At 70.1% G+C, this 26213-nt stretch carries 28 protein-coding genes; 11 read left to right on the top strand and 17 right to left on the bottom strand.

Annotated features, from left to right (window positions below; translation table 11 throughout):
• The first annotated feature begins 72 nt into the window (after positions 1 to 72).
• From IEY95_RS42680 to IEY95_RS42665, 4 genes are all read left to right on the top strand, one after another.
• Positions 73 to 1053 carry a glycosyltransferase family 2 protein gene (locus IEY95_RS42680; RefSeq protein ID WP_189191701.1) on the top strand — a complete coding sequence of 327 codons (981 nt, stop codon included), beginning with the start codon at positions 73 to 75 and terminating at the stop codon, positions 1051 to 1053.
• Positions 1050 to 2384, top strand: a complete 1335-nt coding sequence (locus IEY95_RS42675) for an alpha-2,8-polysialyltransferase family protein (RefSeq protein ID WP_189191651.1) — start codon at positions 1050 to 1052, stop codon at positions 2382 to 2384. The genes IEY95_RS42680 and IEY95_RS42675 overlap by 4 nt, the downstream gene beginning before the upstream one ends.
• Entirely contained in the window at positions 2381 to 3538 is a 1158-nt protein-coding gene (locus IEY95_RS42670; RefSeq protein WP_189191650.1) for an acyltransferase family protein, read from the top strand. The genes IEY95_RS42675 and IEY95_RS42670 overlap by 4 nt, the downstream gene beginning before the upstream one ends.
• Before the next feature lie 407 nt (positions 3539 to 3945).
• Complete coding sequence (locus IEY95_RS42665) at positions 3946 to 4869, top strand: class I SAM-dependent methyltransferase (RefSeq protein WP_189191649.1); 924 nt, start codon at positions 3946 to 3948, stop codon at positions 4867 to 4869.
• 15 nt (positions 4870 to 4884) lie between these two features.
• On the opposite strand, the gene IEY95_RS42660 is transcribed toward IEY95_RS42665, so the two are convergent.
• Complete coding sequence (locus IEY95_RS42660; RefSeq protein ID WP_189191648.1) at positions 4885 to 5535, bottom strand: TetR/AcrR family transcriptional regulator; 651 nt, start codon at positions 5533 to 5535, stop codon at positions 4885 to 4887.
• A gap of 104 nt (positions 5536 to 5639) precedes the next feature.
• On the opposite strand from IEY95_RS42660, the gene IEY95_RS42655 reads away from it, so the two are divergent.
• Positions 5640 to 7097 (top strand): FAD-dependent oxidoreductase, encoded by a 1458-nt coding sequence (locus tag IEY95_RS42655; protein WP_229703748.1) that lies wholly within the window; start codon positions 5640 to 5642, stop codon positions 7095 to 7097.
• A 7-nt stretch (positions 7098 to 7104) separates the two neighbouring features.
• Here IEY95_RS42655 and leuE read toward each other — a convergent pair whose 3' ends face one another.
• The 3 genes from leuE to IEY95_RS42640 form a co-directional block, all read right to left on the bottom strand.
• Positions 7105 to 7755, bottom strand: coding sequence for a leucine efflux protein LeuE (leuE, locus tag IEY95_RS42650; protein WP_189191646.1), 651 nt, complete (start codon positions 7753 to 7755; stop codon positions 7105 to 7107).
• 42 nt (positions 7756 to 7797) lie between these two features.
• The gene (locus IEY95_RS42645) at positions 7798 to 8370 is read right to left on the bottom strand and encodes a Uma2 family endonuclease (protein WP_229703747.1); all 573 of its coding nucleotides are present in this window, start codon (positions 8368 to 8370) and stop codon (positions 7798 to 7800) included.
• A gap of 99 nt (positions 8371 to 8469) precedes the next feature.
• Positions 8470 to 10050 carry an acyl-CoA mutase large subunit family protein gene (locus IEY95_RS42640; protein WP_189191644.1) on the bottom strand — a complete coding sequence of 527 codons (1581 nt, stop codon included), beginning with the start codon at positions 10048 to 10050 and terminating at the stop codon, positions 8470 to 8472.
• A 222-nt stretch (positions 10051 to 10272) separates the two neighbouring features.
• Here IEY95_RS42640 and IEY95_RS42635 point away from each other — a divergent pair, with 222 nt between their 5' ends.
• Positions 10273 to 11103: a L,D-transpeptidase family protein gene (locus IEY95_RS42635; RefSeq protein ID WP_189191643.1), complete on the top strand. Its 831-nt coding sequence runs from the start codon at positions 10273 to 10275 to the stop codon at positions 11101 to 11103.
• Between the two features lie 502 nt (positions 11104 to 11605).
• On the opposite strand, the gene IEY95_RS42630 is transcribed toward IEY95_RS42635, so the two are convergent.
• The 6 genes from IEY95_RS42630 to IEY95_RS49750 all read right to left on the bottom strand — a co-directional run bounded on the left by IEY95_RS42630 (position 11606) and on the right by IEY95_RS49750 (position 16681).
• Positions 11606 to 12670, bottom strand: coding sequence for a hypothetical protein (locus tag IEY95_RS42630; protein ID WP_229703740.1), 1065 nt, complete (start codon positions 12668 to 12670; stop codon positions 11606 to 11608).
• Positions 12670 to 13332 (bottom strand): RNA polymerase sigma factor, encoded by a 663-nt coding sequence (locus IEY95_RS42625; RefSeq protein ID WP_189191700.1) that lies wholly within the window; start codon positions 13330 to 13332, stop codon positions 12670 to 12672. The genes IEY95_RS42630 and IEY95_RS42625 overlap by 1 nt, the downstream gene beginning before the upstream one ends.
• A 479-nt stretch (positions 13333 to 13811) precedes the next feature.
• Complete coding sequence (locus IEY95_RS42620) at positions 13812 to 14435, bottom strand: hypothetical protein (protein ID WP_189191641.1); 624 nt, start codon at positions 14433 to 14435, stop codon at positions 13812 to 13814.
• 234 nt (positions 14436 to 14669) lie between these two features.
• Positions 14670 to 15287, bottom strand: coding sequence for an RNA polymerase sigma factor (locus IEY95_RS42615; RefSeq protein ID WP_189191640.1), 618 nt, complete (start codon positions 15285 to 15287; stop codon positions 14670 to 14672).
• A gap of 167 nt (positions 15288 to 15454) precedes the next feature.
• Complete coding sequence (locus tag IEY95_RS42610; RefSeq protein ID WP_229703739.1) at positions 15455 to 15895, bottom strand: hypothetical protein; 441 nt, start codon at positions 15893 to 15895, stop codon at positions 15455 to 15457.
• 270 nt (positions 15896 to 16165) lie between these two features.
• A complete protein-coding gene (locus IEY95_RS49750; RefSeq protein ID WP_229703738.1) occupies positions 16166 to 16681 on the bottom strand; it encodes a L,D-transpeptidase family protein in 516 nt (171 codons plus the stop codon).
• Between IEY95_RS49750 and IEY95_RS49745 the strand changes: the two genes are divergently transcribed.
• From IEY95_RS49745 to IEY95_RS42585, 5 genes are all read left to right on the top strand, one after another.
• Positions 16665 to 17015, top strand: a complete 351-nt coding sequence (locus tag IEY95_RS49745; protein ID WP_229703737.1) for a hypothetical protein — start codon at positions 16665 to 16667, stop codon at positions 17013 to 17015. The two genes, IEY95_RS49750 and IEY95_RS49745, sit on opposite strands and share 17 nt — an antisense overlap.
• A 306-nt stretch (positions 17016 to 17321) precedes the next feature.
• The gene (locus tag IEY95_RS42600) at positions 17322 to 17891 is read left to right on the top strand and encodes an SMI1/KNR4 family protein (protein WP_189191639.1); all 570 of its coding nucleotides are present in this window, start codon (positions 17322 to 17324) and stop codon (positions 17889 to 17891) included.
• A 49-nt stretch (positions 17892 to 17940) separates the two neighbouring features.
• Entirely contained in the window at positions 17941 to 19182 is a 1242-nt protein-coding gene (locus IEY95_RS42595; protein ID WP_189191638.1) for a DUF4241 domain-containing protein, read from the top strand.
• A gap of 416 nt (positions 19183 to 19598) precedes the next feature.
• The gene (locus IEY95_RS42590; RefSeq protein ID WP_189191637.1) at positions 19599 to 20417 is read left to right on the top strand and encodes a helix-turn-helix domain-containing protein; all 819 of its coding nucleotides are present in this window, start codon (positions 19599 to 19601) and stop codon (positions 20415 to 20417) included.
• Positions 20410 to 20649, top strand: a complete 240-nt coding sequence (locus tag IEY95_RS42585; RefSeq protein ID WP_189191636.1) for a DUF397 domain-containing protein — start codon at positions 20410 to 20412, stop codon at positions 20647 to 20649. Before IEY95_RS42590 ends, IEY95_RS42585 begins: the two co-directional genes overlap by 8 nt.
• On the opposite strand, the gene IEY95_RS42580 is transcribed toward IEY95_RS42585, so the two are convergent.
• The 7 genes from IEY95_RS42580 to IEY95_RS42555 all read right to left on the bottom strand — a co-directional run bounded on the left by IEY95_RS42580 (position 20615) and on the right by IEY95_RS42555 (position 25969).
• Positions 20615 to 21859, bottom strand: coding sequence for a hypothetical protein (locus tag IEY95_RS42580; RefSeq protein WP_189191635.1), 1245 nt, complete (start codon positions 21857 to 21859; stop codon positions 20615 to 20617). The genes IEY95_RS42585 and IEY95_RS42580 overlap by 35 nt on opposite strands.
• Complete coding sequence (locus IEY95_RS50295) at positions 21859 to 21984, bottom strand: hypothetical protein (RefSeq protein WP_268240551.1); 126 nt, start codon at positions 21982 to 21984, stop codon at positions 21859 to 21861. Before IEY95_RS50295 ends, IEY95_RS42580 begins: the two co-directional genes overlap by 1 nt.
• A 227-nt stretch (positions 21985 to 22211) precedes the next feature.
• A complete protein-coding gene (locus tag IEY95_RS42575; RefSeq protein WP_189191634.1) occupies positions 22212 to 22571 on the bottom strand; it encodes a hypothetical protein in 360 nt (119 codons plus the stop codon).
• Positions 22572 to 22737: 166 nt separating this feature from the next.
• Positions 22738 to 23259, bottom strand: coding sequence for an SUKH-4 family immunity protein (locus IEY95_RS42570; RefSeq protein WP_268240550.1), 522 nt, complete (start codon positions 23257 to 23259; stop codon positions 22738 to 22740).
• 17 nt (positions 23260 to 23276) lie between these two features.
• Positions 23277 to 23990, bottom strand: coding sequence for a hypothetical protein (locus IEY95_RS42565; protein ID WP_229703736.1), 714 nt, complete (start codon positions 23988 to 23990; stop codon positions 23277 to 23279).
• A gap of 9 nt (positions 23991 to 23999) precedes the next feature.
• Positions 24000 to 25268 carry a DUF4241 domain-containing protein gene (locus IEY95_RS42560; RefSeq protein WP_189191632.1) on the bottom strand — a complete coding sequence of 423 codons (1269 nt, stop codon included), beginning with the start codon at positions 25266 to 25268 and terminating at the stop codon, positions 24000 to 24002.
• Entirely contained in the window at positions 25268 to 25969 is a 702-nt protein-coding gene (locus IEY95_RS42555; RefSeq protein ID WP_189191631.1) for a hypothetical protein, read from the bottom strand. Before IEY95_RS42555 ends, IEY95_RS42560 begins: the two co-directional genes overlap by 1 nt.
• Positions 25970 to 26213: the final 244 nt, after the last annotated feature.

Raw genomic sequence — 26213 nt, 5'->3', positions numbered from 1 at the left:
GCCACGCGCCGTTCACCTGACATCAAGCCGCCGGTCAAGACGAATGCCGGGCTGCCGCCTAACGTCACGTGGGTGGTCAAGCTCTCCGTCATCGTGCCGTTCTACAACGTGCAGCAATATGCGCCCGACACCCTGAAGAGCCTGCGTGCGAACGCTCGCGCAGACTTCGAATTCATTCTCGTCGACGACTGCTCGCGCGACGAGACACCGGACATTCTCGCGCGCGCGGAGCGCGAGCTCCCGGGCGCGGTGTATGTCAGACACGAGAAGAACGGAGGACTGGCCACCGCACGCAACACCGGGATCGACAAGGCGCGCGGTGACTACCTCACGTTCCTCGACGGGGACGACTGGCTCGCCCCCGGGTATTACGAGCAGCTCGTCGCCTCCATCGAAGACTTGGGCTGCGACTTCGTCCGTACGGATCATGTCCAGTGCACCGCCCGCGCCCGCACCATCCACCGCGTTCCGCAGGGCCGGCGGGGCGTGGTGATGCGTCCGCGCGACGCGATCCTGCCCGCCGACCGGTCCACCTCCGTCGACTACGCCTACGCCTGGGCGGGCATCTACCACCGCCGGCTGGTCGACCGCGGCCTGCTCCACTTCACCGACGGGCTGCGCACGGCCGAGGACCGGCCGTGGATCTGGAAGCTGCACCGGGAGGCGGAATCCTTCGCCACGGTGGGGCTGCTCGGCGTGTTCTATCGGCGTGGCGTAGCCTCCTCTCTCACCCAGATCGGTGATGTGCGTCAGCTCGATTTCATTCGCGCGTTCGACCAGGTGGTGGCCGAAACCGCCACGGACCGTGACGCGGAAAAACTCCTGCCCAAAGCCGTGCGCACGTATTGCGCGATTATTTCCCATCACCTGGGATCCATCGAAAGGTTCGAGCCAGCGGTGGCACGGAAACTGAAGTCGATGAGCGCAGTCGCCCTGCGGCGCATGCCGCAGGGCGTGCTCGACGACGCCCTCGACTCGATGGACGTCCAGCGCGCCACGCGCCTGCGCCGGCTGCGCCGCCGTCCCGCTCCGGCCTCGGGGGTCGCCGCGTGACCACCCAGATCTTCATGGCGTCCACGCTGTACGGCACGGCCACGCTCGCCGCCGCCCTGGACACCGAGTGTTTCGCGCCGGCCGACCGGCGCATCCTGCTCGTCTCCAACAACGCGGCGACACCCGAGACGACGCCCGGCGTGGACGAGATGCCCGGCTTCGAGCGGCTGCGCGGCCGCTTCGACGACGTGATCTCGTGGAACGACACCATTTCGCCCTTCCACCCCGGCGGCTGGGCCCCGCGACTCGACGACGTACCCCTGTGGGAGCGGCATCTGCGGCTCGCCTGGAACCTCGGCGACGACGACATCGAGCTGGCCGTCGAGTCGATCCAGGTGAATCCGGCGCTCGGCATCTCCCAGATCTTCACCGGCGCCCCCGTCACCGTGTACGCCGACGGCCTGATGAGCTACGGCCCCACCCGCAACAAGATCGACCCGCTGGTCGGCACCCGGGTGGACCGTCTGCTCCACCTGGACCTGGTCCCCGGCCTCAAGCCGCTGCTCCTCACGGAGTTCGACGTCGAGCCGGAGATCGTACCGACCGACGCGTTCGTGAAGGTCCTCGCCGAACTCGTCGACACCGGTGACGAGCTGCCGTCGATCGACGAGCCGGCACTGCTGCTGGGTCAATACCTCTCCGCCCTTGACATCCTCACGGCCGAGGAGGAGGAGAACCTCCACGTACGGATGCTGAAGGGCGCCCTCGCGCTCGGCCACACCCGCGTGGTGTTCAAGCCGCACCCCTCGGCCCCGGCCCGCTGGTCGCGGCTACTGGAGAGGGAGGCCGAGAAGCTGGGCGCGGACCTCACCGTCCTTGACACCCCGGTCCTCGCCGAGGTGCTCTACCAGCGGATGCGCCCCGCCCTGGTCGTCGGCTGCTTCTCCACCGCGCTGCTCACGGCGTCCGCGCTGTATGGCCTGCCGGTCGCCCGCGTCGGCACCGAGTCGCTGCTCGACCGCCTCACGCCCTACGAGAACAGCAACCGCGTCCCCGTCACGATCGTGGACGCCCTGCTGCCCGAACTGTCCGACAAGGCGGCGGTCACCGAGCAGCGGCGCGGCCTGGACGTCACGGCCCTGACCGGACTCGTACGAGCCGTTGGATTCGCCATGCAGCCGAAGATCTACCCGGACCTGCGCCAGGCCGCCGAGAACTATCTGACGCACCATCTGAATCAGTACACCTGGCGGTACTTCAAGCGCCGACGGCTCACCTCCCTGGCGCTCCCGGGCGCGGTCCCCGCGCAGCTCGCCTTCATTCCGCGCAACGCGACGGTACGCCGAGTGGCGCGCCGCGCCCGGTCGTTGAAGCGGGCGACGCTCGGATGACCGCCGCCGCGTCCGCCCCCGTGGACACCTCGCTCCCCGAGTCCGCGCCGGAAGCCGGTGCGGACGGAGTCCCGCCCCGGATACTGCCCCGGGCGCACGCGCCACGCCTGCGTGCGCTCGACGGACTGCGGCTCATCGCCGCGCTGATGGTCGCCGCGTACCACTACGGCGGCCGCGACGGCGAGGTCGCGCAGGCGTGGGGCAGTTCCGCGAAGCACCAGTTCCCCATGGTGCACTCGTACTTCGCGTACGGCTGTCTGGGTGTCCAGGTCTTCTTCGTGATCAGCGGCTTCGTGATCTGCATGAGCGGCTGGGGCCGGTCCCTGCGGTCGTTCTTCGCCTCCCGCGCCTCCCGTCTGCTTCCGGCGTACTGGGCGGCGATCATCATCGTGACGGCGGTGTTCGCGCTGCCCGTGGTCGCGTACAAGGCGGTCTCCCCGAGCGACGCGCTGGTGAACCTGACGATGCTCCAGCAACCCCTGGGCGTGGACCGGGTGCTGGGCGTCTGCTGGACGCTGTGGGCCGAGGTCCGCTTCTACGCCCTCTTCGCCCTGTGCATCGTCCTGCCGGGCGCCAACCGGCAGCGGGTGATCCTCTTCTGCGCGGGCTGGACGCTGGCGGCAGCGTTCGCGCAGGCCGCGAACGAGCCCCTGCTGAACATCGTCCTGATGCCGGAGTACGCCTCGTACTTCATCGGCGGCGTCGGCCTCTACCTGATCCACCGCGACCGGCGGGACGCGTACGCCTGGGGCATCGTCGCGGTCAGCTATCTGATCGGCCAGCACTACGCCGTGGTGAAGCTGTGGCACGCCCCGAACCCGGACTTCTTCTCCTACCGCTCGTCGTTCGGCATCATGCTGGTCGTCACGTTCGGCTATGTGGCGGTGGCGGCCATCGCACTCGGCTGGCTGAACTGGGCGAACTGGCGCTGGCTGAGCGTCGCCGGTGCCCTGACGTACCCCTTCTACCTGGTCCACGAGCACCTGGGCTGGGTCGTCATCAAGGCCTACCACCAGACGCTGCACATTCCGTCGTACGGCACATTCCTGCTGACGGTCGCCACGATGCTGCTGCTGGCCTGGCTGCTGAACCGCTATGTGGAGGAGTGGCTCACCCCCAAACTCCGTGGAGCCCTGTCCAAGCCACGCCCGTAGCTTTCTTCGCGCACACCTGAGGGGCTGATTCGTTCAGCCCCTCAGGCGTTTGAGGAGCGTGGCTTCGGGGCGGAACCCCCGAGGACGACGGGGGTTCCTCTGCCCGAGCGAAGCCGAGAGCTCGGGGAAGGGTAGGGGCGGCGGGGCGAGAACCTTGGGCGGGTGGGCGAGAACCCTTGGGCGGGTGGCCGAAGTGGGTCCGGCACGGACGGCGCCCGGGCCGACCGGCACGCCTCACAGGTGACGCACAGGAGTTGGTCTGTCGTTCACCTGGCCGCCCGTTTGGGCACGCGTCGTCGGGCAGACGCCGAGGAAGTTCCGTACAGGCTCGTCCCCGCGGACTCGTCCGCACAGGCCTGTCCGTACATCCGTACAAGCCCGTCCGTACAAGGGAGTGCTCCCTCCATATGACCCTCGTACCAGACACGACCCGACCGCCCCGCCGGCTCGACGACGTACCCGGCTGGTTCCCCGTTCTCGACCAGATGCTCTTCGAGTGGTTCCTGGACCGCCAGAAGTCCTCGGGAATGCGGGGTGACCTGCTGGAAGTCGGCGTATACATGGGCAAGAGCGCGATCTTCCTCGGCCGTCATCTTCAGGACGGTGAGCGGTACACGGTGTGCGACCTCTTCGAGGGCTCCGCGCCGGACGACGCCAACAAGGCGGAGTCGACGAAGTCGTACGCCGCGCTCACCCGGCAGGCCTTCGAGGAGAACTACCTCTCCTTCCACGACGCGCTGCCCCGCGTTCTGCAGGGCCCCAGCAGCGTGGTCCCGGCGGAGACAGTTCCCGATTCCTGCCGGTTCGTCCACATCGACGCCTCGCACCTGTACGAGCACGTGTACGACGACATCGGCGCCGCCCGCGACGCACTGCTGCCCGGCGGGGTCGTCGTCCTGGACGACTTCCGCTCGGAACACACACCCGGCGTCTCCGTGGCCGCCTGGGAGGCGGTGCTCACCAGGGGCCTGCGCCCGATCTGCCTGAGCACGCAGAAGCTGTACGGGACCTGGGACGATCCGGGCCCCGCCCAAGAGGAACTGCTGGCGGCGGTGCGCGGACGCGAGGACTGCCGTCTGAGCGTCCAGCAGGCGGCCGGACACCGCATCGTCCGCCTCAAGTCCAAGAAGGGCATGCAGGCACCGCCCTTCCCGCCGTCCCGGTACGCGAGCGTGCCGGACCCCGCCGCGGACCGGACCCTCACCCGGCCGAGCGGACCCGCCGCCCCGCGCCGCGGCCGCACCCGTCGCATAGCCGCCGACCTGCTGCCGCCCGTCCTCACCCGCGCGATCCGCAGCGCCCGCGCGGGCAGGGGCCCGGGGGCGCGCTGACCTACGGCGGTCGGCTCAGCCGACCCCGTACCGCGCTTCGATCCCCGCGATCACCAGGGCCAGCCCGTCCTCGAAGTGCCGGTCGTAGTCCTCGAAGATCTCCGCGCCCGCCGCGGCCGACAGCGGGAAGTCGGCCATCCGGCGGGCGCGTTCTTCGACGTCGTAGCCCTCGCGGCGCTCGCCCGGCAGGGGCTGGACGCCCTGTTCCTCGGTGACGAAGCCGAGGGCGTACAGGTACGCGGTCGAGGTGGCGCGTACCGCCTGGGCCAGAGTGAATCCGGCCTCCGTGAAGAGGCGCAGGGTCCGCTCCATCTCGACGGCGTGCAGGGTGCCGGTGAAACGGGAGCCGCTGAAGACCTTCGCGCCGTCGCGGTAGCTCAGCAGCGCGGCGCGCAGTCCGCGGTTGGCCGTCAGGAGGCGCTCCTGCCAGGTGACGTCGGGCGCGAGCGGCGCTTCCTCGACCATCCGGCGGTACATCTCCGTCGCCATCTCGTCCAGCAGCTCCTGCTTGTTCTTGAAGTGCCAGTAGAGCGCGGGCGCCTGGACGTTCAGCTCCTTGGCGATCGCCCGGAGCGTGAGGCCGTCGAGACCGACCTCGTTCAGCAGGCGCAGGGCGGTGTCGACGACCTGCTTCTTGTCCAGCTTGGGGGATCTCTGGGTAACCACGCTTGACAGTTTAACGCCGTTAAGGGCATGCTCCTGGCATGGAACTTAACAGCGTTAAGGAGGCTGTCGTGAACGCGAACGGAATCGCCGGTGCAGAGGGAATCGTGAACACGGACGTACTCGTCGTCGGCGCGGGCCCCACCGGACTCGCCCTGGCCGCCGACCTCGCACGACGCGGGGTGGACGCGCTCGTCGTGGAGCGGGCCGAGGCCCTCTTCCCCGGGTCGCGCGGCAAGGGGATCCAGCCGCGCACGATGGAGGTCTTCGAGGACCTCGGGGTGCTGGACGCCATCCTCGCGGCGGGCGGCAGGTACCCGGTCGGGATGATCTGGCAGGACGGCGAGCGGGTGGGTGAGCACCGGATGTTCGACCCGGCCGAGGCGAGCGGCGACTCGCCGTACACCGAGCCGTGGATGGTGCCGCAGTGGCGCACCCAGGAGATCCTGTTCGCGCGGCTGGAGGAGCTGTGGGGATCATCCGCCCTGCTCGAACGGAGCCGAGAGCCTGGGGGAGGGCCGGTCGCGTTCGGGCGGGAGGTCGTCGGTCTCACCCAGGACGAGGACGGTGTGACGGTGGAGTTCACCTCTGGCGCACCCGTGCGCGCCCGGTACGCCGTCGCCGCCGACGGCGGCCGTTCCGCGGTGCGCCGCGCGCTCGGGATCGGCATGGCCGGGGAGACCGTGGACCCCCACCCCATGCTGGTGGCGGACGTCCGGATCACCGGGCTCGACCGCGACAACTGGCATGTCTTCCCGCCGCGCGGGGACGACGACGGCTTCCTCGCGATCTGCCCACTGGCGGGAACGCAGGACTTCCAGGTCGTGGCGCAGTTCCCGGAGGGTACGGACGTCGACCTCTCCCTCGACGGCATCCGCAAGGTCGTCGACGCCCGCTCGCATCTGTCCCCCGCCGACGTGACCGAGGTGCGCTGGGCCTCGGACTTTCGGCCGCGCGCCGCGATGGCGGACCGCTTCCGCGCCGGGCGGGTGTTCCTCGCCGGGGACGCGGCGCACGTCCACTCCCCCGCCGGGGGCCAGGGCCTCAACACCAGCGTCCAGGACGCGTACAACCTGGGCTGGAAGCTCGGCGCGGTGCTGCGCGACGGGGCTCCCGAGTCCCTGCTCGACTCCTACGAGGAGGAACGGCTGCCCATCGCCGCCGACATGCTCGGCCTGTCCACCCGGGTGCACCGGGGCGAGGTCCGGCGCGGCGCGGCCACGCGGCAGCTCGGGCTGGGCTACCGGGGCCGCTCGCTCACCGTGGAGAGGCGCGCGGGCCTCCCGGAGGACGCGCTGCACGCGGGCGACCGCGCACCGGACGGGACGGTCGGCGACGTACGCCTCTTCGACGCGTTCCGCGGGCCGCACTGGACGCTGCTGACGGTCGGCACGGACGGGGCCGCCCTGCCGCCCCTGCCCGCCGCCGTCCGCACGGTCCACATCCCCTCCTGCGAGGCGTACGGCACGGGGTTCTTCCTCGTACGGCCCGACGGTTACGTCGGCTGGGCGGGCGCGACGGCGGAGGGTCTGACGGAGTACGCGACCCGCGTGGGCGTGGTCTAGGTGTTTCCTAGGCGCTGGCCAGCGTGAGCTTCACGGCGAAGCCGAGGAAGAGGGCGCCGGCGGCGGTCGTGGCCCCGGCGGAGAGGCGCTTGCGCCTGCGGAAGGCCGCCGCCAGCCTCGTACCGCTGAAGATGAGCGCGGTCAGGTACAGGAAGCTCGCGAACTGGGCGAAGGCGCCGAGCACGACGAAGGAGAGGGCCGGGTAGGCGTACCCCGGGTCCACGAACTGCACGAAGAAGGCGACGAAGAAGAGGATCGCCTTGGGGTTGAACAGGCTGACGACGAACGCCCGCCGGTACGGCCGCTCATCGGTGGCAGCAGGGGCGGCGTCCTCGTGGACGGTCTTCTCCCGCCGCGTCCGCCACATCCCCCAGGCGGCCCGCAACATCCCGACCGCCAGCCAGCTCAGATACCCGGCTCCCGCGTACTTCACGATCCCGAACAGCACGGCGTTCGCCTGCAACAGCGAGGCGACACCGGCGGCGGAGAGCGTCATCAGCACGGTGTCCCCGCACCAGACGCCGGCGGCGGCGGCGTACCCGGCCCGGATACCCCGGCGGGCGGCGACCGACAGCACGTACAACGAATTCGGACCGGGCAGCAGGACGATCAGGACGAGTCCCGCGAGATAGGTGGGGAGATCAATGACACCGAGCATGAGATGGAGTGTCGCACGGGGATACGACACTCCGGCTTCGGGTCAGTCGTCGCCGTCGAGGAGGGTGTCCGCAGAGAGGCCGAGGGTGACGCCGACGGACTCGGGAACGGGCACGGTCTGCCCTCGCTTGAAGCGCTGGGCGTCGGGGTACTTGCCGTCAGCCGGGTTCTGGTAGAGGAGGACCTCGTCGTGCTTGCGGTCGGCGACAAGGTAGACGGGGAGGTTGGCCCGAGCATAGATATCGACCTTGGTGGCCGTGTCATTGGTCCAGTTGGACGAAGTCACTTCCAGTACCAGACGGAAGACGTGCGGCGCGTAGCAGTTCTTCTCGACGAGAGCGTCCTTGTAGTCGGCGTCGACGACGGAGAAGTCCGGCACCGCATAGTCATCCGGCCCAGTTGGCAGCCACAAACCGATCCCTTGCACGTACCTGAGCCCTGCCTGCCTGGCCTTGACTCTCAGGAACTCCTCAATGAGCCAGGTCAGCGTCTCCTGGTGCGGGCCATCCGGCGGCGGTGTCACAACAATGCTCCCGTTGAGGATCTCCACCCGGTGCCCGGGCAGCTCCTCCCAGAGCCGGTCGGCAGCTTCGGCAAGCGACGACTCATGCAGCATCACGGCCACGGCACCCTCCTTTCGGGAACACCCTCCACGAGCGTAACCGGGAACGGACGGATTCCGCCCCCGATCACCCATTCGGAGGAATCTCCCAGGTCAGAACGCATCCGACGGCACGTAAGTCCCCCAAACCTCCCGCAGCGCGTTGCACACCTCGCCCACCGTCGCGCGGGCGCGGAGGGCGTCCTTCATCGGGTAGAGGACGTTGTCCGTGCCCTCGGCGGCCTTCTTGAGGTCGGCCAACGCCGCGTCCACCGCGGCCTGGTCCCGATCCGCCCGCAGCTTCGCCAGCCGCTCCGCCTGCTGGGCCTCGATCGCCGGGTCCACCCGCAGCGGCTCGTAGGGCTCTTCCTCGTCGAGCTGGAAGCGGTTGACGCCGACCACGACCCGCTCGGCGGAGTCGGTCTCCTGGGCGATGCGGTAGGCACTGCGCTCGATCTCGGACTTCTGGAAGCCGTGCTCGATCGCGTTGACCGCGCCGCCCAACTCCTCGACCTTGGCCATGAGTTCGACCGCGGCCTCCTCCACGTCGTCCGTCATCTTCTCGATGACGTACGAGCCCGCGAAGGGGTCCACCGTCGCCGTCACATCCGTCTCGTACGCCAGGACCTGCTGCGTACGCAGGGCCAGGCGCGCCGACTTGTCGGTCGGCAGCGCGATCGCCTCGTCGAAGGAGTTCGTGTGCAGGGACTGCGTGCCGCCGAGCACCGCGGCCAGGCCCTGGACGGCGACACGGACCAGGTTCACCTCCGGCTGCTGGGCCGTCAGCTGCACGCCCGCCGTCTGCGTGTGGAAGCGCAGCATCAGGGACTTGGGGTTCTTCGCGCCGAACTCGTCCTTCATCACCCGGGCCCAGATCCGGCGCGCGGCACGGAACTTGGCGACCTCCTCCAGGATCGTCGTGCGGGCGACGAAGAAGAAGGAGAGCCGGGGGGCGAAGTCGTCCACGTCCATGCCCGCCGCGACCGCCGTACGGACGTACTCGATGCCGTCGGCGAGCGTGAACGCGATCTCCTGTGCGGGCGACGCGCCCGCCTCCGCCATGTGGTAGCCCGAGATCGAGATCGTGTTCCACTTCGGGATCTCGGTCTTGCAGTACTTGAAGATGTCCGCGATCAGGCGCAGGGAGGGCTTCGGCGGGAAGATGTACGTCCCGCGCGCGATGTACTCCTTGAGCACGTCGTTCTGGATCGTGCCGGTCAGCTGGTCGGCCGGCACTCCCTGCTCCTCGCCGACCAGCTGGTACATCAGCAGGAGCAGCGCCGCGGGCGCGTTGATCGTCATCGACGTGGAGACCTTGTCCAGCGGGATGCCGCCGAACAGGATCCGCATGTCCTCGACCGAGTCGATCGCCACGCCCACCTTGCCGACCTCACCGTGCGCGATGGCGGCGTCCGAGTCGTGGCCCATCTGGGTCGGCAGGTCGAAGGCGACCGACAGACCCATCGTGCCGTTGGCGATCAGCTGCTTGTAGCGGGCGTTCGACTCCACGGCCGTACCGAAACCGGCGTACTGCCGCATCGTCCACGGACGGCCCGTGTACATCGACGGGTACACGCCACGGGTGAAGGGGTAGGACCCCGGCGCGCCCAGCTTCTCGGCAGGGTCCCAGCCCTCCAGAGTCTCCGGCCCGTACACCGGTTCGATGGGCAGACCGGACTCGGATTCGCGCGCCATGTGCTGTGCCTCCCGCTGATGCTACTGACTAGTACGAATCGACCCTCGCGACGGACTGTAGCGGCGGCCGTGCGCCCGGTGGAGTGGCCCACGCTGGGACCTTCCTCACAGACCTGTTCACGGACCTGTTTCGTGGTCTCGCTCTCCACCATGCCGCCTAGTTCGCAACCGGTCACGCGCGGGGAGCATCTCAGGTGACATATCGGCGAAACGGGGGTCCGGATGCGCACAGCAGGTATGACGATAAGTATGAAGAGATCACTGGCCGCCGTCGCGGCTCTGGTCGCGGTGAGCGGCTGTACGGCACAGGCCGTGGACGCGGACGGGAAGACGCCGCCGCCCGCCCGGAACGGCACTACGGCCACGCCCGCACCCACGTCCACCTCCACGCCCGAGGACGGCAAGCCCGACGCCCCCGCCCCGAAGGTCCTGTGGTCCCGTGGCGACAAGGGCATCGACGTCCGTGAGGTCCAGGCCCGGCTGCACCAGGTCGCCTGGCTCATCACCGCGCCGACAGGGACGTACGACGCCCGGACGGTCGACGCCGTGAAGGGCTTCCAGGGCAAACGGGGTCTGCCGCGCACCGGCCGGCTGGACACCGTCACCTGGGAGCGGCTGCAGAAGATGACGCACAAACCGGTCGCCTGGGAGCTGTACCCCTACGGCGGGCAGCCGGCCGCGCGGCCGGACCCGCGCTGTATGACGGGCCGCGTGCTGTGCGTCAGCAAGACGAGCCGCACCCTGCGCTGGATGATCGACGGGAAGACGGTCTCGACGATGGACGTGCGGTTCGGCTCGCAGTACACGCCGACCCGCGAAGGTGTGTTCAGCGTCTACTTCAAGTCGCGCTACCACGTGTCGACGATCTACCACACGTCCATGCCCTACGCGATGTTCTTCAGCGGCGGCCAAGCGGTCCACTACTCCTCGGACTTCGCGGCCCGGGGCTACTACGGCGCCTCGCACGGCTGCGTCAACGTTCGGGACCAGGGGAAGATCGCCGCGCTGTTCGCGCAGGTCCGCAACGGGGACAAGGTCGTCGTCTACTGGTGACCGACCGGCCCGGCGGAAAGGATGGAGAACCCGGCGGGAAGACCGGAGAAGCGGGAAGACCGGAGAAGGAGAGTGGGGCGCGGGCGGGACCGGGGGAACGTGTCCCGCCCGCGCCAAGTGCACAGAGCCGTGGGTACGGGGGGAACCCCGGCTCCGTGCTACGGCCGATGACCAGTCGGCTCACCCAGTACTGCGCTACGGCGGCCGAAAACGTCACACCCGAGCCGAAAAAACTTCGAAGAATTACGGAACCGCAGGTCAGCGAGGTGTCGTGCGGTTCGGCGGCTGATGAGGCCGACGGCTCGGTGGGCGGTGGGAGCTCGCGACTCGGTGGGCGGCGAGAGCTCGCGGCTCGGTTACCTGCGAGCGTTCGCGACTCGGTCAGCTGAGACAGCTCGCGGCTCAGTCGCCTGAGACAGCTCCCGGCTCGGTGGGCGGTGAGACCTCGCGACTCCGTTACCTGCGAGCGTTCGCGACTCGGTCAGCTGAGACAGCTCGCGGCTCAGTTGTCGGTGGGAAGACCCAGCACGCTGTACGTCGGGGTCGGCGTCGGAGTCGTGATGGTCTGCCTCGGCAGCAGCGGGCTCAGGGCCGGGGCCGAGGGCGACGGGGTGAGGATGCCGCCGTTGTCATGGTCGTCGTTGCCGCCCGGCAGTATGTGGTTGCCGTCGTCGTCACCGCCCTGGTCGCCCTGATCCCCATGGCCGCCATGGTCCGAGCCTTTGTCGTCGCCGCCGTCCTGGCCCGCGGAGTTGCCGTCCAGCCGGTCCAGAATGCCGGTGCAGTACTTCCGCACCCGGCCGCTGCCGCCCGCGACGTCCTCCAGGGCACGCCTGCGGCCCGCGTCCAGATCCTTGCCGTCGAGGACATCGCGGCAGGACGAGCGGGTCCGCCTCCACCAATCGTGGGTGCGGCCCGACGTACCGGTGCTGTCCGAGCGCGGCTGCCCGCTCGCGGCGCCACCGACCGCGTCATCATCCGAGGAATTCCCGCCGGACGGGCCGTTCGTGGTGCCGTCGGGCGTCGGCACCTGGGAGCCGCCGTTCCCCGAAGCCCCGGGGGACGGCGAGAGGAGCGGCTGCTCCGGTGTCCCGGCGGCCGTGACCGAGGCGGCGGGACTCGGTCGCTCGTTACTGAACGGAGTCGGCAGCACTCCGGTTCCGGCCGCGACGGCGACCCCGCCGAGCATTCCGGCGGCCAGCACCGCGGCGAGTCCGAAGCGGGTGGGACGTCCCCAACGGGCCCGGCGACCGTTCCCGGCGGCGCGTCCGAGACGAACCAGACCGGCGTCGGAAGCATGGGCGGCCGGGTGCGTGAGGCCACGGCGGCCGAGCTGGGCGCGCTCGCCGTCCCTGTCCGCGCGCGCCGAGCGGAACGCGGCCAACGCGGCGGCCTCGCCCGGGAGTTCGGGGCTGTTCAGTGTGGGTTCGGCGGCCAGCGTACCGAGCACGTCGGCGAGTCGGTCCGCCTGTTCGCGGGTGTCGGCGTCGACGGCTTCCAACGGCTCTCCACGCAGCAAACGCTCCGCGGCATCGCGGTCCAGCCACCTGTACTGCTCGTCGGCCATCACATGTCCTTCTGCGTCCGCGAACGCATATGCGTCACACCGGCGGACGTCACCGCGCGTGTGCGCGAACCTCGTTGTGGGGGAACGGCGCCGAGTCCGCCGGCGGATTCCGGATCCCCGCCGAGCAGCTCCGCGAGCCGCTTCAGACCGCGGTGTGCCGCCGTGCGGACGGCTCCGGGGCGCTTGCCGAGCGTCTCGGCGGCGGTCTTGGCGTCGAGGCCGACCACGACGCGCAGCACGACGGCCTCCGCCTGGTCCTGTGGGAGCTGGGCGATGAGCGAGAGGGTGCTGTCGGTGGCCAGCGCCTCGATGGCCTCGCCCGCGGTGTCCGACTCGGCGGCCTTGCCGGTCAGTTCGGTCTCGTCACCGCCGATCGCGGGGCGCCGCCCGCGCATCCGTATGTGGTCCAGCGCGCGGTTGCGGGCGATCCGGGCCGCCCAGCCACGGAAGCGGTCCGCGTCCCCGCTGAACCGCTCCAGGTCACGGGCGATCTGCAGCCAGGCCTCGGACGTGACGTCCTCCGCGTCCGGGTCGCCGACCAGCGTCCGTACGTATCCGAGCAGCCGTGGGTGCACCGCGCGGTACACAGTCCGGAACGCGGTCTCGTCCCCGTCCTGTGCCGCAAGCACCGCGGCGGTCAGCTCCGCGTCGTCCCCCAGCACCGCACTCCCTCTGCGCCTCGAACCGGCGCCGCTCTCGCGGACGTGGTTGCTCGCCATCGTGGTCGTTCAGTTGATGGTTGCGGTCGTGGGTCCTTCGTCGGTCCGTCCCTGGTCCGCGCCGCGGCGCGAAAGGCACGTTACGGCGTGAAACCGCTCCCCGTCCATGTTCGTACAGCATGCAACTATCTCGTGACGGAGCGAGGTGTGACACAAACCGCAGCCGCGGCGCTGTAGAGAGTACGGGCCGCCGCGCGGCCCGTGCCGCGCGACGGCCGGGGCCTCTCCTGTGGGGGGTGGCGGCCTCGGCCGTTGCCATCGGCGAGAGCGGAGGGCGCGCGTGGACGCGCCGAAGGGCCCCTCCAGCGCGACTTTCCCGAATCCTGCCGGTGGCTCTACTGCTTGCGAATCCTGCCGGTGGCTCTACTGCTTGCGAATCCTGCCGGTGGCTCTACTGCTTGCCCTTGGACTTCCCGGTGGCTCTACTGCTTGCCCTTGGACTTCGTCGGCTTCGGCGTCGGGGACGACGCCGGGGTGGCCGCGGACGTGGCGGCCGGGCTCGGCGTACTGTCCGCCTTCTTCGTGTTCTTGGACTCGGCGGCCTCGGCCAACTGCTCGGCGCAGAACTCCGCGACGTTCTCCTCGCCGCCCGCGGCGGTGATCAGCCGTTGCCAGGCCGTCGAGTTCAGGGCATTGCCCCGGCCCCTGACCGATTCGTACGCGCGGCAGTGGGCCTCGGTGTCCTGAGCCTGGGAGGGGTGGGCGGAAGGGTAGGCCGGCGCGGGGGCGGAGGAACCGGAAACGTCGGGCTCGGTGGACTCGGCGGACCGGTCCGGGGCGCTGCTCGACGGCTCGGTCCTGCTCCGGTCGTCCGTGTCGTCGTCCGAGGACGAACCGATGGCCGCGACGGCCACCCCGCCCAGCGTCACGCTCGCCAGCAGCACGGCGAGCGTGGCCTTCAACGAACGGCTCACCCGCCGCTGCTCGCGCGGCCGCCAGTCGTCCCGCCGCCGGGTACGCGCGGCCAGCGCGCCGTCGTCCCGCGCGGCACGGAAGGCGGCGACGGCCCGCGCCTCGGCCTCGGCGTCGTTCGCACTGCCAAGCATGGCGGCGGCGAGCAGCGCTTCCAGGGCGGGTAGGTCCGCAGCGGGCGCCTGAGGAGCCGGGGTCCGGGAATCCGGCGTCCGCGGAACACTCGGGGCGGGCTCTCCACTCAAGTGACGCGTCGGATGCGCGACCCGACGGTCGGGGGATCCGCCGTCGCCGTGTCGTTCACCCATGTCCGGTTCCATTTCGCTCTCTGCCCGACGGCGTCCTGCCGTTCGGCGCCTTCTTGCCGTTCATCCCGACTCCCCCAGCGTCTGGGGTCGCTCATCCGTCACACCCTCGGCGCCGAGCTGGCGCGCGAGCCTCTTCAGCCCGCGGTACGCGGCCGTGCGCACCGCGCCCGGGCGCTTGCCCAGCACCCGCGCCGCCGCCGGCCCGTCGAGGCCGACCACGACCCGCAGCAGCACGGCCTCGGCCTGGTCGCGCGGCAGTTGCGAGACCAGCTCCAGGGCGTACTCCGTGGAGAGGGACTCCAACGCCTCGTCGTGCGTGCTGTGCCTGCCGGGCAGCTCCAGCACGTCCTGTTCGATTGTGGTCCCCCGGGGCCGTACCTTCAGCCGCCGCAGATGGTCCAGCGCCCGGTGCCGGGCGATGGTCGCGGTCCAGCCGCGGAATCCGGCGCCGTCCCCGCGGAACCGTCCCAGATCCCGCGCGATCTCCAGCCACGCGTCGGAGGTCACGTCCTCCGCGTCGTCGCCGACGATTCCGCGCAGATACCCGAGCAGTCCGGGCTGCACGATCCGGTACGCGACCGCGAAGGCGGCCTCGTCCCCCTCCTGTGCCCGCGCGACGGCCACGCCCAGTTCCCGGTCGTACGCCTGCACGCGGCGGGGTTCCCCTCCCTGGCCCAACACTGTCCTCGTTCGTACCGAGTTCGCCTGAATTCCCCTGCTGCCGACACGACCGGTCGCGTCGACACCCCCATGCCCATCAGCGTCGGGACGCACAGAAATGTCACAGCGAGTCAGGCGGCTCGTGCGAAGCGAGCGCCCCGCCCGGCCCGATCATCTCTTCGAGCTCAGGCGGACCGATGGCCACAGGGCAAAACCGCTCGGGCCGCCCGCCCGTGCAGTTGCAGGTACAGCATCCGTACGGACTCCCGCTCCCCGACCTCGAAACGTTTCACGACCTTGCCGAGCGGGTTCCACACGCGTCCGTCCGACATCCGTACGCCGACGGGCTGGCCGAACAGTTCCCGCTGATCGGCGTCGAATTCGACCCACTGCGCCCCAGCGCGCCGCACGAGCACCTCACCGGCGTAGACGCCGAGCCCGAACAGCACATGCTGTACGTCGGCGCGCTCGGACTTCCCCTTCCGTAACCCGTCGACGATGAAGTCGACGACCCGCAGGCTGTTCACGGAGTAGTCCAGCGGTAGCCGGTTCCGCGCCGTGATCTGCCGCACGAACTGTGCCGCATGCCGCCGCATCCACACCCCGGCCGGCGTCCGCTCCTCCATGACTCACAGCACCTCGTCCCCGTGTCCACATGACCCCGTACGCACGGGGCACACGTCCGGGGCGTGGTCACGCCCCGGTTCACCAGACCCAGCGGGACGGGGACGCCGAACATCACGTGTGACGCGCATGACGAACGTCACAGGGTGGGGCTCTCGATTTCGTACAACTATTCGCTCGGCTCAAGCGTCGTAAGGCGTTTCACGCGTCGCGAGGCACTCAGGAACCATCTTGGCCGCGGCGACCGGACCGCGACGCGGTCGTCCCCGCGATCAGCCGATGGCGATGCGCGGATGCGCGCCCGGCTCGATCCAGGCCATGATCCGGTCCATCGTCGAGCGCGGCACGGAGACACAACCGGCCGTCGCACCCTGTCCGTTGACGTGCAGGAAGATCCCGGCTCCGCGACCGGGCGTGGCCGGCCAGCGGTTGAAGTTGATGACGAGCGCCTTGGCGTACTGCGTCGGGTAGTTGACGAGGTGCTCACTGCCCCGGTCGCCGGCCTCGGTGAGCGGGAAGTCGGCGCCCGCGGCCGCGTGCATCGAGTTGTAGAACTTCGACTCCGGGTCCTCCACCCACCAGTGGCTGGAGTTGACCCGCGTGTACGGCATGCTCGTCCCGCCCGCCTCGACCCCGAACCCCTCGGTGATCGTATAGGTCCCGGTGGGCGTGGTGTACGTACCCTGCTTCCTCGTGGCTCCGTCGACCACGCCGTTGGAGCCGACCCGCCCGGCACCGTCGGAGAGGACCGCCTTCCAGCCGGAGGAGCCCTTGGCCCAGGCGGTCACGGTCGCGTACGAGCCGTTCGACTTGACGGTGATGAGCTGGGTCGAGTCGCCGGGGCTGACCGGCACGGGGAAGTTCGGGGCGGCGGCGGCCGCACCGGTCGACCCGGTGCCGGTACCCGTACCCGTACCGCTGCTGCCCGCCGTGGCGCGGGAGGCACCGGCCGACGACGCGGACGTACGGGCTGAAGGCTCAGCGGACTTGGAGGCAGAGGCGGATGCCGAGGCGGACGGCGACGCGGAGGCACTGGCCGAGCGGCTCGGCGAGGCGGACGAGCCGGCCTCGTCCGCCCGCACGGTCTCGGAGCCGGACGCGCCCTCCCCGCGATCGTCCTGACCGTCCTGGTGACCGCAAGCGGACGCCATGACCATCACACCGGCCGTTGCCGCGGCCACGGCGACAGCGGAGAACTTGCGCGTAAAGGACGAGGGCAGCACGAAGTGACCCTTCGGGTGAGGGAGAAGTGGGCATGGCCGACGAGTGCTCGGCGGAATCGGCCCGGTTATATAGCAGGCTTACGGCGAGATGCGAGCGAGGGAATCTATCGGACCTATTTCCATCTCTCCGGACGAATCACCCTCTTCGCCGGCCGATCCACCGATCGGCCGCTGTCACACCCACCCCCCTGACACGCTGTCCGCCATGAACGACCTCATAGGCACCCAGGCACCGGGCCGCCGGATCACGGACCCCGCCGAGTCCCTGCGTGCACTGGAAAGGGCGGTCCCCGGACTCGTCGGACTCCGCCGCCCCGAGCCCGCCGCACTCGCCTGGCCGCCGCTGGAGGGCGGGCTGGGCACGGCACTCCCCGCGGACTTCAAACTGCTCGCCGCCCTCTACCCCACCTTCGCCCTCGACGACTTCCTGCTCGTCGGCCTTCCGGAGCCGGGCACCGAGCACGACCACCTGCGCGGCTTCCACAGCGCCCTGGAGGTGGTCCAGGCCTGGTGGGAGTCGGACATGTCCCTCGGCCTGCGCCCCCATCCCGCCCCCGGTGGCCTGCTCCCCTGGGCCGAGTCGAACGAGGGGGACAAGCTCCTGTGGACCACGAGCGGCGCGACCCCCGACGACTGGCCGGTCACCGTCGCCTCCCGCAACGGCGGCTGGTGGCACTACACCGGCGGCGCCGTCCAATTCCTGACCGAGTGGCTGGACGGCACCCTGGAGCCATGGGCGTTGCCGCCGATCGCCCCCGAGATCACTCCCTGCTGACCGCCACACCACCTGTGACTGTTTCGGCCATCGGCGCGCTGGAAGAGACGTGATCATCGATGTGACGTACGGAGAGGACTGGGACGCCGCGTCCCGTACGGTTCTCGGCCCGATGAGCAGGCCCCGGGCCGCGGCCCGGGACACGGCGGGCGAGCCGTACGCCGTGGTGCTGCGCGAGGAGGGGCGCCCCCAGCCCGTCGCGGTACTGCACATCGCCTGGGCGCACGGCTACTTCGGTGTCTGGGCGTACGACGACCAGGGCCGGCGCACCCGCGAAATGGACATGCGCCGCCTGGAGCCCGAGCGTCTCTTCCTTCGCCACCTCGGGCAATGGCGCTACGACAGCGAGGACCTGCCGGAGTTCGCGGCGGAGGCGGGACGGGTCCGGGTCGACCTCTACCCGGACGGCCGCGGCCGCAAGGTGTCCGAACCGCAGGGAAGCGGAGGCGGCTCCCGGCACACCATGGCCAACATGCCGGACGAGCAACGCTGGGTACCGGCACCCGAGTTCGGCGCCTGGGAGTGGACCGTGGCCCTCGTGACCGACGGGCAGTTCCCGGACGCCCTCCGAGAGGCGCCGGAGACGAATCCGACGCCCCTCGCCACCGCCTTCGCCACCGCGAACTGGAAGCCGCCCACTCCCCTGCGTCCCCGCCACCTCGACGGGACGTTCACGCCCGGCACGCGCTTCTCCCCGCCGTACGACGGCGACGCGGGCCCGTACGTCGTCCAACGCGTCATCGACGCCGGGGTGCTGCGCCTCCCGACGGGCCAGATCATCGCCTGCGACCCGGACTGGATCACTCCCGGCAAGCCCTTCACGGTCGTCGTACCCCCCGGCGACTACCGCACGGAGATCGCGACCGCCGCCTACACGAGCGCGTTCGAGGACACGCCGGTCCACATCGAGGACTACACCGCGGCACGCGTCCTCATCTCCGAAAAACCCACGGTGGCATGGGAGTTGGCCCTGCGCCCCGGCGAGGACCCGCGCACCCTGAGGGACGGCGAGTTCTACGGCTTCGGCGTGGACAGCGGCACCGGCTGCTTCGTGGACGCCGCGGCGGCCGCCCGGCTCACCGGCCGCGAGAACGCCCGCGCCCAGGACGCCGATCCCGACGGCATCCTCGTCAGCGAGGACCCGGAGTCCGGCGGCAACCTCATCGCCTATCCGAGTGGCATGGGCGACGGCTCCTACCCGGTGTGGATCGGGCGCGACGCGGACGGCGAGATCACGTGCTTCGTCGCCGACATGCTGATCCTCGGCGACCAGGAGGTACCGAGCGACTGACGGCACCATGGGCCGAGCGGCGCGAGTTCCTCGTTCCCCGGGGTCAGACCCGGACCAGGACGACAGACTCCGCCCACGGCCCGGCCTTCGCGCTCACCGTGCATCAACATCGGTACACGCAGGGTCACTTCAGGTGAGCGCACCGCGGGCACTCGCACGGCGGGAATCGGCCGCCCGATTCGATGGGCAGTGCCTCACGCCCAGGCTGGTACGTAGTCCGCGGCCCCCAGGTCCGACCACTGTCCCGCGAGACCCTGAGTGTGATGTACGCGCCACCCTCGTCACCCTCGACCTCATCCATCCCCAGTCCCGCCTCTCACGTTCTGTGCAGTTCCGATCACACACTGGGGTGATGGGAGTTACGCTCGGTAGGGGTTTGCTTGTGACAACGGCGTCTGCACTCTGGGGAGTTGGCGATGGCCATCGAGGACAACCCGCAGTCACGCGAGAAGTACGGCAAGGAACTCAAACGGCGACGCGAGAAGGCCGGGCTCACGCAGGAGGACTTGAGCCTGCGGGCCATCATGTCGCGCTCGCACATCGCCCATATCGAGGCGGGGCGGCGCAGGCCGGACGTGGAGGACGCACGACGGCTGGATCAAGTGCTGGGTACGGGCGGGTTCTTCGTGGAGTTCCTGCCGACGCTGGGCGAGGGAAAGGTCGCCGAGCACTTCGGCGAGGCCCTGAAGCTGGAGCGGCAGGCGAAGGTGATCAGGGTGTACGGCCCGAAGCTGGTGCCGGGCGTTCTGCAGACGGAGGCGTACGCACGCGAGGTGCTCGGCTCCGGCTTCCCGCCGAAAACTCCCGAGGAACGTGACAAGTTGCTTGTCACACGCCTCGAACGAGGCCGCATCCTCGACGACTTCCACTCACCGGTGTTCTGGTCGCTGCTCGACGAGGCTGTGCTGCGGCGCCCGGTCGGAGGCGCGGCGGTGATGTGCGAACAGCTTCGGCACATCTTGAAGTTGGGCGAGAGCAACCGGATCCGCGTGCATGTGCTGCCCTTCTCGGTGGGCCTGCACGCGTTGATGGAGGGTTTTGTCTCGCTGATGTGGTTCGAAGATCTGCCGCCGGTCGCGTACGTGGAAGGCCTCAAAACGGGCCGGGTACTGGAAGTCCCATCCGTAGTGCGCCAGTGCCAGGCCGTCTACGATCACGGTCTGGGGGATGCGTTGTCACACCGCGCGTCCCTGGCCCTGATCAGGTCCATCGCGGAGGAATACGAGCATGCGTAGCAGTGAGCCCGTCAGCATCCCCGACGCCTCGGTCGTGCCAATGTGGCGCAAGTCCAGCTACAGCGGGGGCGACAGCGGCGAGTGCCTCGAAGTGAGCGACTCCCGCCCCGCCCACATCCCCGTCCGCGACAGCAAGAACCCGCACGGCCCGGCCGTCGTCTTCACGGCCGGCGCGTGGACGGCGTTCGTCACGGCGGTCAGGATGGCCTCCGCCTCCCCCTACCAGAGCTGAGTCGCAGGGGACGAGAGGGACTGGACGCCCGGCGCCTGGTTCCCGCATCGAGGAGCCCGCACGACGTGATCGCCGCGACCAGGAACGCGGCGCTCGCCAGGAGCAGCGTCGCCTCGTAGTACGAGCCCGCGGCCCAACGAGCGACCATGTACGCCGCACCGGCGCCGACCAGCGAGGCGCCGCCGAGCTGTGCCACCAGTCCGAACACATGCCGGTATGGGCGAGGATCCTGCACCGTCGACGCGTCCCGCAGGGCATACAGACCGGCCATCGCCAGGGTCAACGAGCCTGCGCCCGCGGCCAATGCGGGCGTTCCGAAAGTGACGCCGTACCGGATCGCGAGAGCGGGGACGAAGAAGAGGGCCAGCCAGCGGCGCACGGCCTGCCCCACCAAGGTGACCGCGGGACCCGGTTCGGGAGAGCGGGCCGGAAGTCGGGCGGCCGTCAGCCGGAGTACGCCGAGGGCGCCAACGCCCTCAAGGGCCAGTGGAGTTCGCTCGGGCAGCCTGCCCAGGTTGTAGAGCAACGCCGTGTCGTACACGACGAGGACCAGCACCCCCAGAGCCCCCAGTGACCCGATGAAGAGCAGGAGGCGCACGGCTGTCATTGGCCGGGCGTCGGCGGAGTCATGGGCCGCCATGCGGGCGATGAGCAGGGGTGTGAGCACGGCGGAGAGGGCCCGGATCGCGATGTCGTCGGCCGTGTAGGGGTTGTGCAGGTCCCATTCGACGACGCAGAACACGATCGTGTACGACGCCGAGGCGAGCGGAAGCAGAGCGGACCGGGCGATCCGCCGGTACAGGCCCGGGTCCAGCCAGCGCGTCACCGTGGCGAAGGCCAGCAGGACAAAGGGGAGTTCGAGGAACGCCTGCACCCGCAACACCGAGGGGGCGAGGAGTTCCGGCGCGGGAAAGCCGCGGGCGAGCGAGCGCAGCACCGGGCTGTGCGTGGCCAGGTCGAACCACCCGGCGGGCATATAGGGCGCGATGAACGACACGTCCCCGTCGTGCACGCGAAGCACGTACACCGTGAACAGCACCTGGTTGACGTAGATCAGGCCGGTCACGAGTGCCAGTGCCACGAGCGGGGAGACGGAGCGGCCCGCCGCCCTGACGGGATCCGGGAGGCGGCCCAGAGCACGCGGGGTCAGCGCGAGGGCCGCTACGACCGACGCGAGAACCGCGGCGTCCACGAGTACTCTCACGGCCATCAGCTGCCGACGTCCACCATGCGCTCCGTGGCCGCCCGGTGGACGATCACGAACTTATAGGACATGCAGGCTCCCTCGGAAAGCAGCGGAACCGCCGGCGCAGCCACAGCCACACGGGGCCTCATGTGCACGCTCCTTGGAGATCGATGCCGCTCGGGAAGCGGCGCGCCGACCGGCCCTTGCCCTGTTCCGGAGGAGGGAACGAGGTCGTCCGGGTGCGCCTCCGTATTGTCCCGGGTGGTGAAGCCGGGCACCTCGTCCGCGTCCACATCGCCCTCCGGCAGCCACTCCGGCTCCTCCCGCCTCGGCCTCCGCCGCCGCGGACGCGACCGCCGGGGAGCGCCCCGCGCGGTCAGGCGAAGCGGAACCCCAGAGCCTTTGCCAGCTCTCTCACCAGGTCCTCCGCGAACGGGTCCGCCTCGGCCGAGAGGGCTGCCGTCACGGCCTCTGCGTCTGGTTCATGACCGGCTTCCCTCGCCCACGCCAACGCGGGTTCGAGTGCCGCCTCGTTCCATTCGACGACCTGCTCCGGGGCGCCGTAGGAATCAATCGCCATCTCCGGCGCCAGCGTGCACTCCCACCTGGGTCCCTTCGGGCTCGCCGCCTCCACTGCGACCACATCACTGTCAAAAACGAGAGCGACGAGCACAGGGGCTCGCGTGTCCTGGACGATCGACGCGGCGGGTCGACCACCGCCGTGCAGCTGCACCATCTGCCAGGCCCCGTCCCTGACCGACCACGCCAGGTCACCGCCCGCCTCACTCATCGCGGGGAGTTCCGCCAGGGGACCATCACACCGGGCTATCACGAACGAACCGAAGAATCCCATGGGCGAGGACACTACGGGCCGCCACCGACAACGCTCCCTGTTCAGGGCTTCACTTCTCACCCGCGGAGGGCCACCAGTCGACGTCCTCGGTCGAGAAGTCACCGATGGAGATGTCGTGCAGGAGGGACGCCCAGAACGAGCCCTCCGCCGCGAAGCAGGTGGGGTCGATATGCCGGACGAGCGCCTTCAGCCGGGTGGAGACGCGTGTGTACTCCTCGACCCCCGCGCCCGCCCCGTAGAAGGGGAACTCCCCCTCTGCCGCATCCAGGCAGCGGACGAATTTCCGAAGCCCCGAGTTGACCGGCCACACAGGATCACCCGCCCCGGTCCCGAAGTGAACCGTTCCGGCGTCCATGTCGAGCACGAAGCTCTCGTCGTCGGTGTAGTTGCCGAGCACCACGTACCGCTGGGGTCCCTGAACCCACGCCGCGACCTTGCTGATGGGCTCGACGGAGGTGAAGAGCAGCGACCTTTTGGGCAGCCCTTCGTCCATGAGGAATCGGCGGCTGTCCATGTGCGTCAGGGCAGCGCAGCGATCCGGGGCCCATCGAAGCCGATCGGCCGGGCGCATCAGATGTGCTCCCGCCGTCAGTGCTGGTTCACGGGCCAGACTGCCGCCGGGTCGCAGTGGGCCGGGCAGGCCTGCAGATAGACCTCGTTGCCGAGGAACAGGAGGTAGGTGTCGGCGTAGATGGTGTAGGGCTGCTCCGGCAAGCCGGGGTGGACGTCGAAGGACCAGCCCTCCGGCACCTGGCAGAGGTGCATCAGATCGGCGCCGCACGCGCATCGGTAGTACTCGGGATCCTGCGCCCAGGACGGCGTACCGCCCACATTGAATCCGGGGACTCCTCGCCCGTGCCGGTCGAGGGTGTCCGCCAGAGGCCGCAGCGTCAACGGCAGCGCACGCACGGACGGTTCGCGATCCGGCGTCGGCCGCGTCGCGTGGCGCTGGAGCAGCACACGCCAGAACGGACGCGGGTAGGGCGGCCGCGGAGCGTCCCAGTACGCGGGCACGAGCCGGCCGTCGTCGGTCAGCTCAGGTTCGGACGCGTCGTTGTGAGCGCGGCAGTGGAAGACCAACAGGTGGTCTCCACCGAACGGCTCCACGTTCAGGGGTATGTCGAACTGGAAGAACAGCGCCAGCCGCTCGCCGCAGAAACACTCGGGCCACTCCTGGCCGTCGTCGAGAAAGGGCCAGCCCCCTACCGAGTTCCGCGCGGGCCGGTCCAGCGGCTCGGCTCCGACGTCGATCGCGTAGCCGGGCAGCACCGCCCGCGTCTCGTTCACCTCGTTCTCGAACATCCGCTCACCTTAAAGTTGCTGTGGCAGGAGCTCCGCCTGGTCGAGGATCAGCATGTCCGCCACGAAGCACGTGACGTCACCGTCCGCGTCCCGGCCGATCCACACGGGGTAGGAGCCGTCGCCCCGCCCGCTCGGGTAGGCGATCAGGTTGGCGCCGGTGGCCGGGTCGTCCACGGTCGCGATGCCGTTGTCGTCCTCGTCCTGCGTGCCCGCGACCTGGCCGTCCCAGAACCGCCGGCCCAGCTGCTCGGCCATGGTCGCGTCGACGAAGGCGCCGGTGCCCGCGTCCACGCCGAAGCCGTAGAACTCCCCGTCCCGCAGGACGCGTTCGTCCTGGCCTTCGAGCAGCGCCAACTCCCAGTGCACTGCTGGCTGTTCGGAGACGAGCACGCGGGCCGCGGTGAACTCGTCGTAGATCAGCGTCCGGCCCCGGCTCTCGGCCGTGTACGCCGCGCAGGCGAGCTGCACCGGGTAACTCCCGGGCGCCACGGTCACCGTGAACCCGGCGTCCTGCTCGCACTGCCCGTACGTGGGGTCGCGCGCCACCAGCCGCCCGCTCGGCAGCCGCAGCGTCCCCGCCGCGATCGGATCCCAAACGGTGTACTCCGCCTCGGGCGTCGAGAAGCGGGCGCCCAGAGTGAACAGCTCGTTCAGGTGCCGGGGGCGCAACCCTTCCGGCGGCCGCCAGTTGGGCTCGGCGTCCTCGCTGCCTACAGCCGCGTCCGCGACCTCCCGCAGCTCGCACCGGTCCGCGATGTCGATGCCGAGCGGCGCGAACAGCCCTTCCCACCGCCCGAACCGCGGAGCGGGAAACCATCGTTGCTCCTCGGGCACGTCCGCGACCGTGTGCAGCGAACCACCCTTGTCGCCCTGTGGTTCGACGATCTGCGAGCCGCGCTCGTCCGGCCGGAGCCGGGTCGTCAGCCGCCCGGCGTCCGCCGCGAACTCCGGGCTCTGGTCGCTCGCGTACGCCCAGGCGCGTCTGTAGGTGAGGAAGAGCCGCTCCGCCTCAAGGCGCCGCAGGTCCAGTTCGAGGAAGCGCCGCCCCTGAGCGTCGTACACCCACAGCCCGAGGTAGTGGCGTGCCCAGGCCACATGCGCGACGACCACGGCGGGGTGGTCCGCCTGCCGCAGCACCACCGCGTACGACTCCCCCGCGGCGTCCCGCGCGGCCGCGGCCTCGCTGCTGATCGGCCCGAGCACGGCCCCGCGCCCGGAGTCCCACCCTTCGCCGTACGCGACGTCGACGATCTCGCTGCCGCTGCCGTTCTCACTCATCAGGCTGCTTCCCTTGCTGCTGCGGCGCCGGAGGGCAGGGCCACACTTCCGCCGAACACGCCACGGTTGTCGGCGCGCACCTCCTGGCTCACCGTGATGTCACCGCCCCGGTACGGGATGAGGAACGTGTACGCATAGCGGTGCGAGGTGAGCCGGTAGCCGTGCGCCGCGTCCAGGTCCCAGGTCTCGGTGAGGCTCTTGAGCGTGATCTGACTGTCGGTCGCCGTCACCCCGGCACCCCGCAGCTGAACCAGCGCCGGCTCCATCTCCCGCACCGCCCGCTTCAGCGCGGGACGGCTTCGGGCGGCCGACAACTGCCAGCCGGAAGCGGTGACCTGAAGCCGTACGTCAGCCCCGCCCGCCCCGGTACGGCTCACTTTCGCGCTCTTGGAGTACGCCCCGAACGCGTCCAGGTCGACCACGGGATCCTCGACATCATTGGCGATGTCGCGATCGGACAGCGGCCCCTTCTTCCAGGCCTCGCCGCCCTCCTTGACGTAACCGGTGCCGCCGACGACGTACACCACCTCGGACTTGCGCTCCCCCTTGCTGGTGGTGATCGTGCCGGTCTGCTGGAGCGCCTCAGGGGCGGTGGTGCGGTGCGCGGTCGCGCTGTACGTGGCGGTGGACGGCGCCTGCCCCGCCATGACGAGGGACTCGCTGCCGTGGAGGGCGAACGTCCACCCCTTCTCGGCGCTCATGGCCTGCCGGGCCCGGGCGACGAACTGGGCGGCCGTTCTCGGCTTCGGCGCGGACGGGGGCCGCGATGTCCTCTTCGGCTCGGGCTGGGCCTGCGCTGTCCGCGAGGACCCGTGACTCCCCGACGACTTCCGGCTGCCGTCCTTCGGGGAACACCCGGCTACGGTCACGGCAGCCGCGACCAGGGCGACGACGGTACGGCGCCCACGCGCGCTGAAATGTATTCCGGACGGCACGAGGCAACCC

It is taken from the genome of Streptomyces albiflavescens, from assembly GCF_014645835.1.
Lineage (GTDB): Bacteria > Actinomycetota > Actinomycetes > Streptomycetales > Streptomycetaceae > Streptomyces > Streptomyces albiflavescens.
The sequence above is the reverse complement of the archived record's forward strand: the minus strand, read 5'-3'. Positions and strand labels throughout refer to the sequence as shown.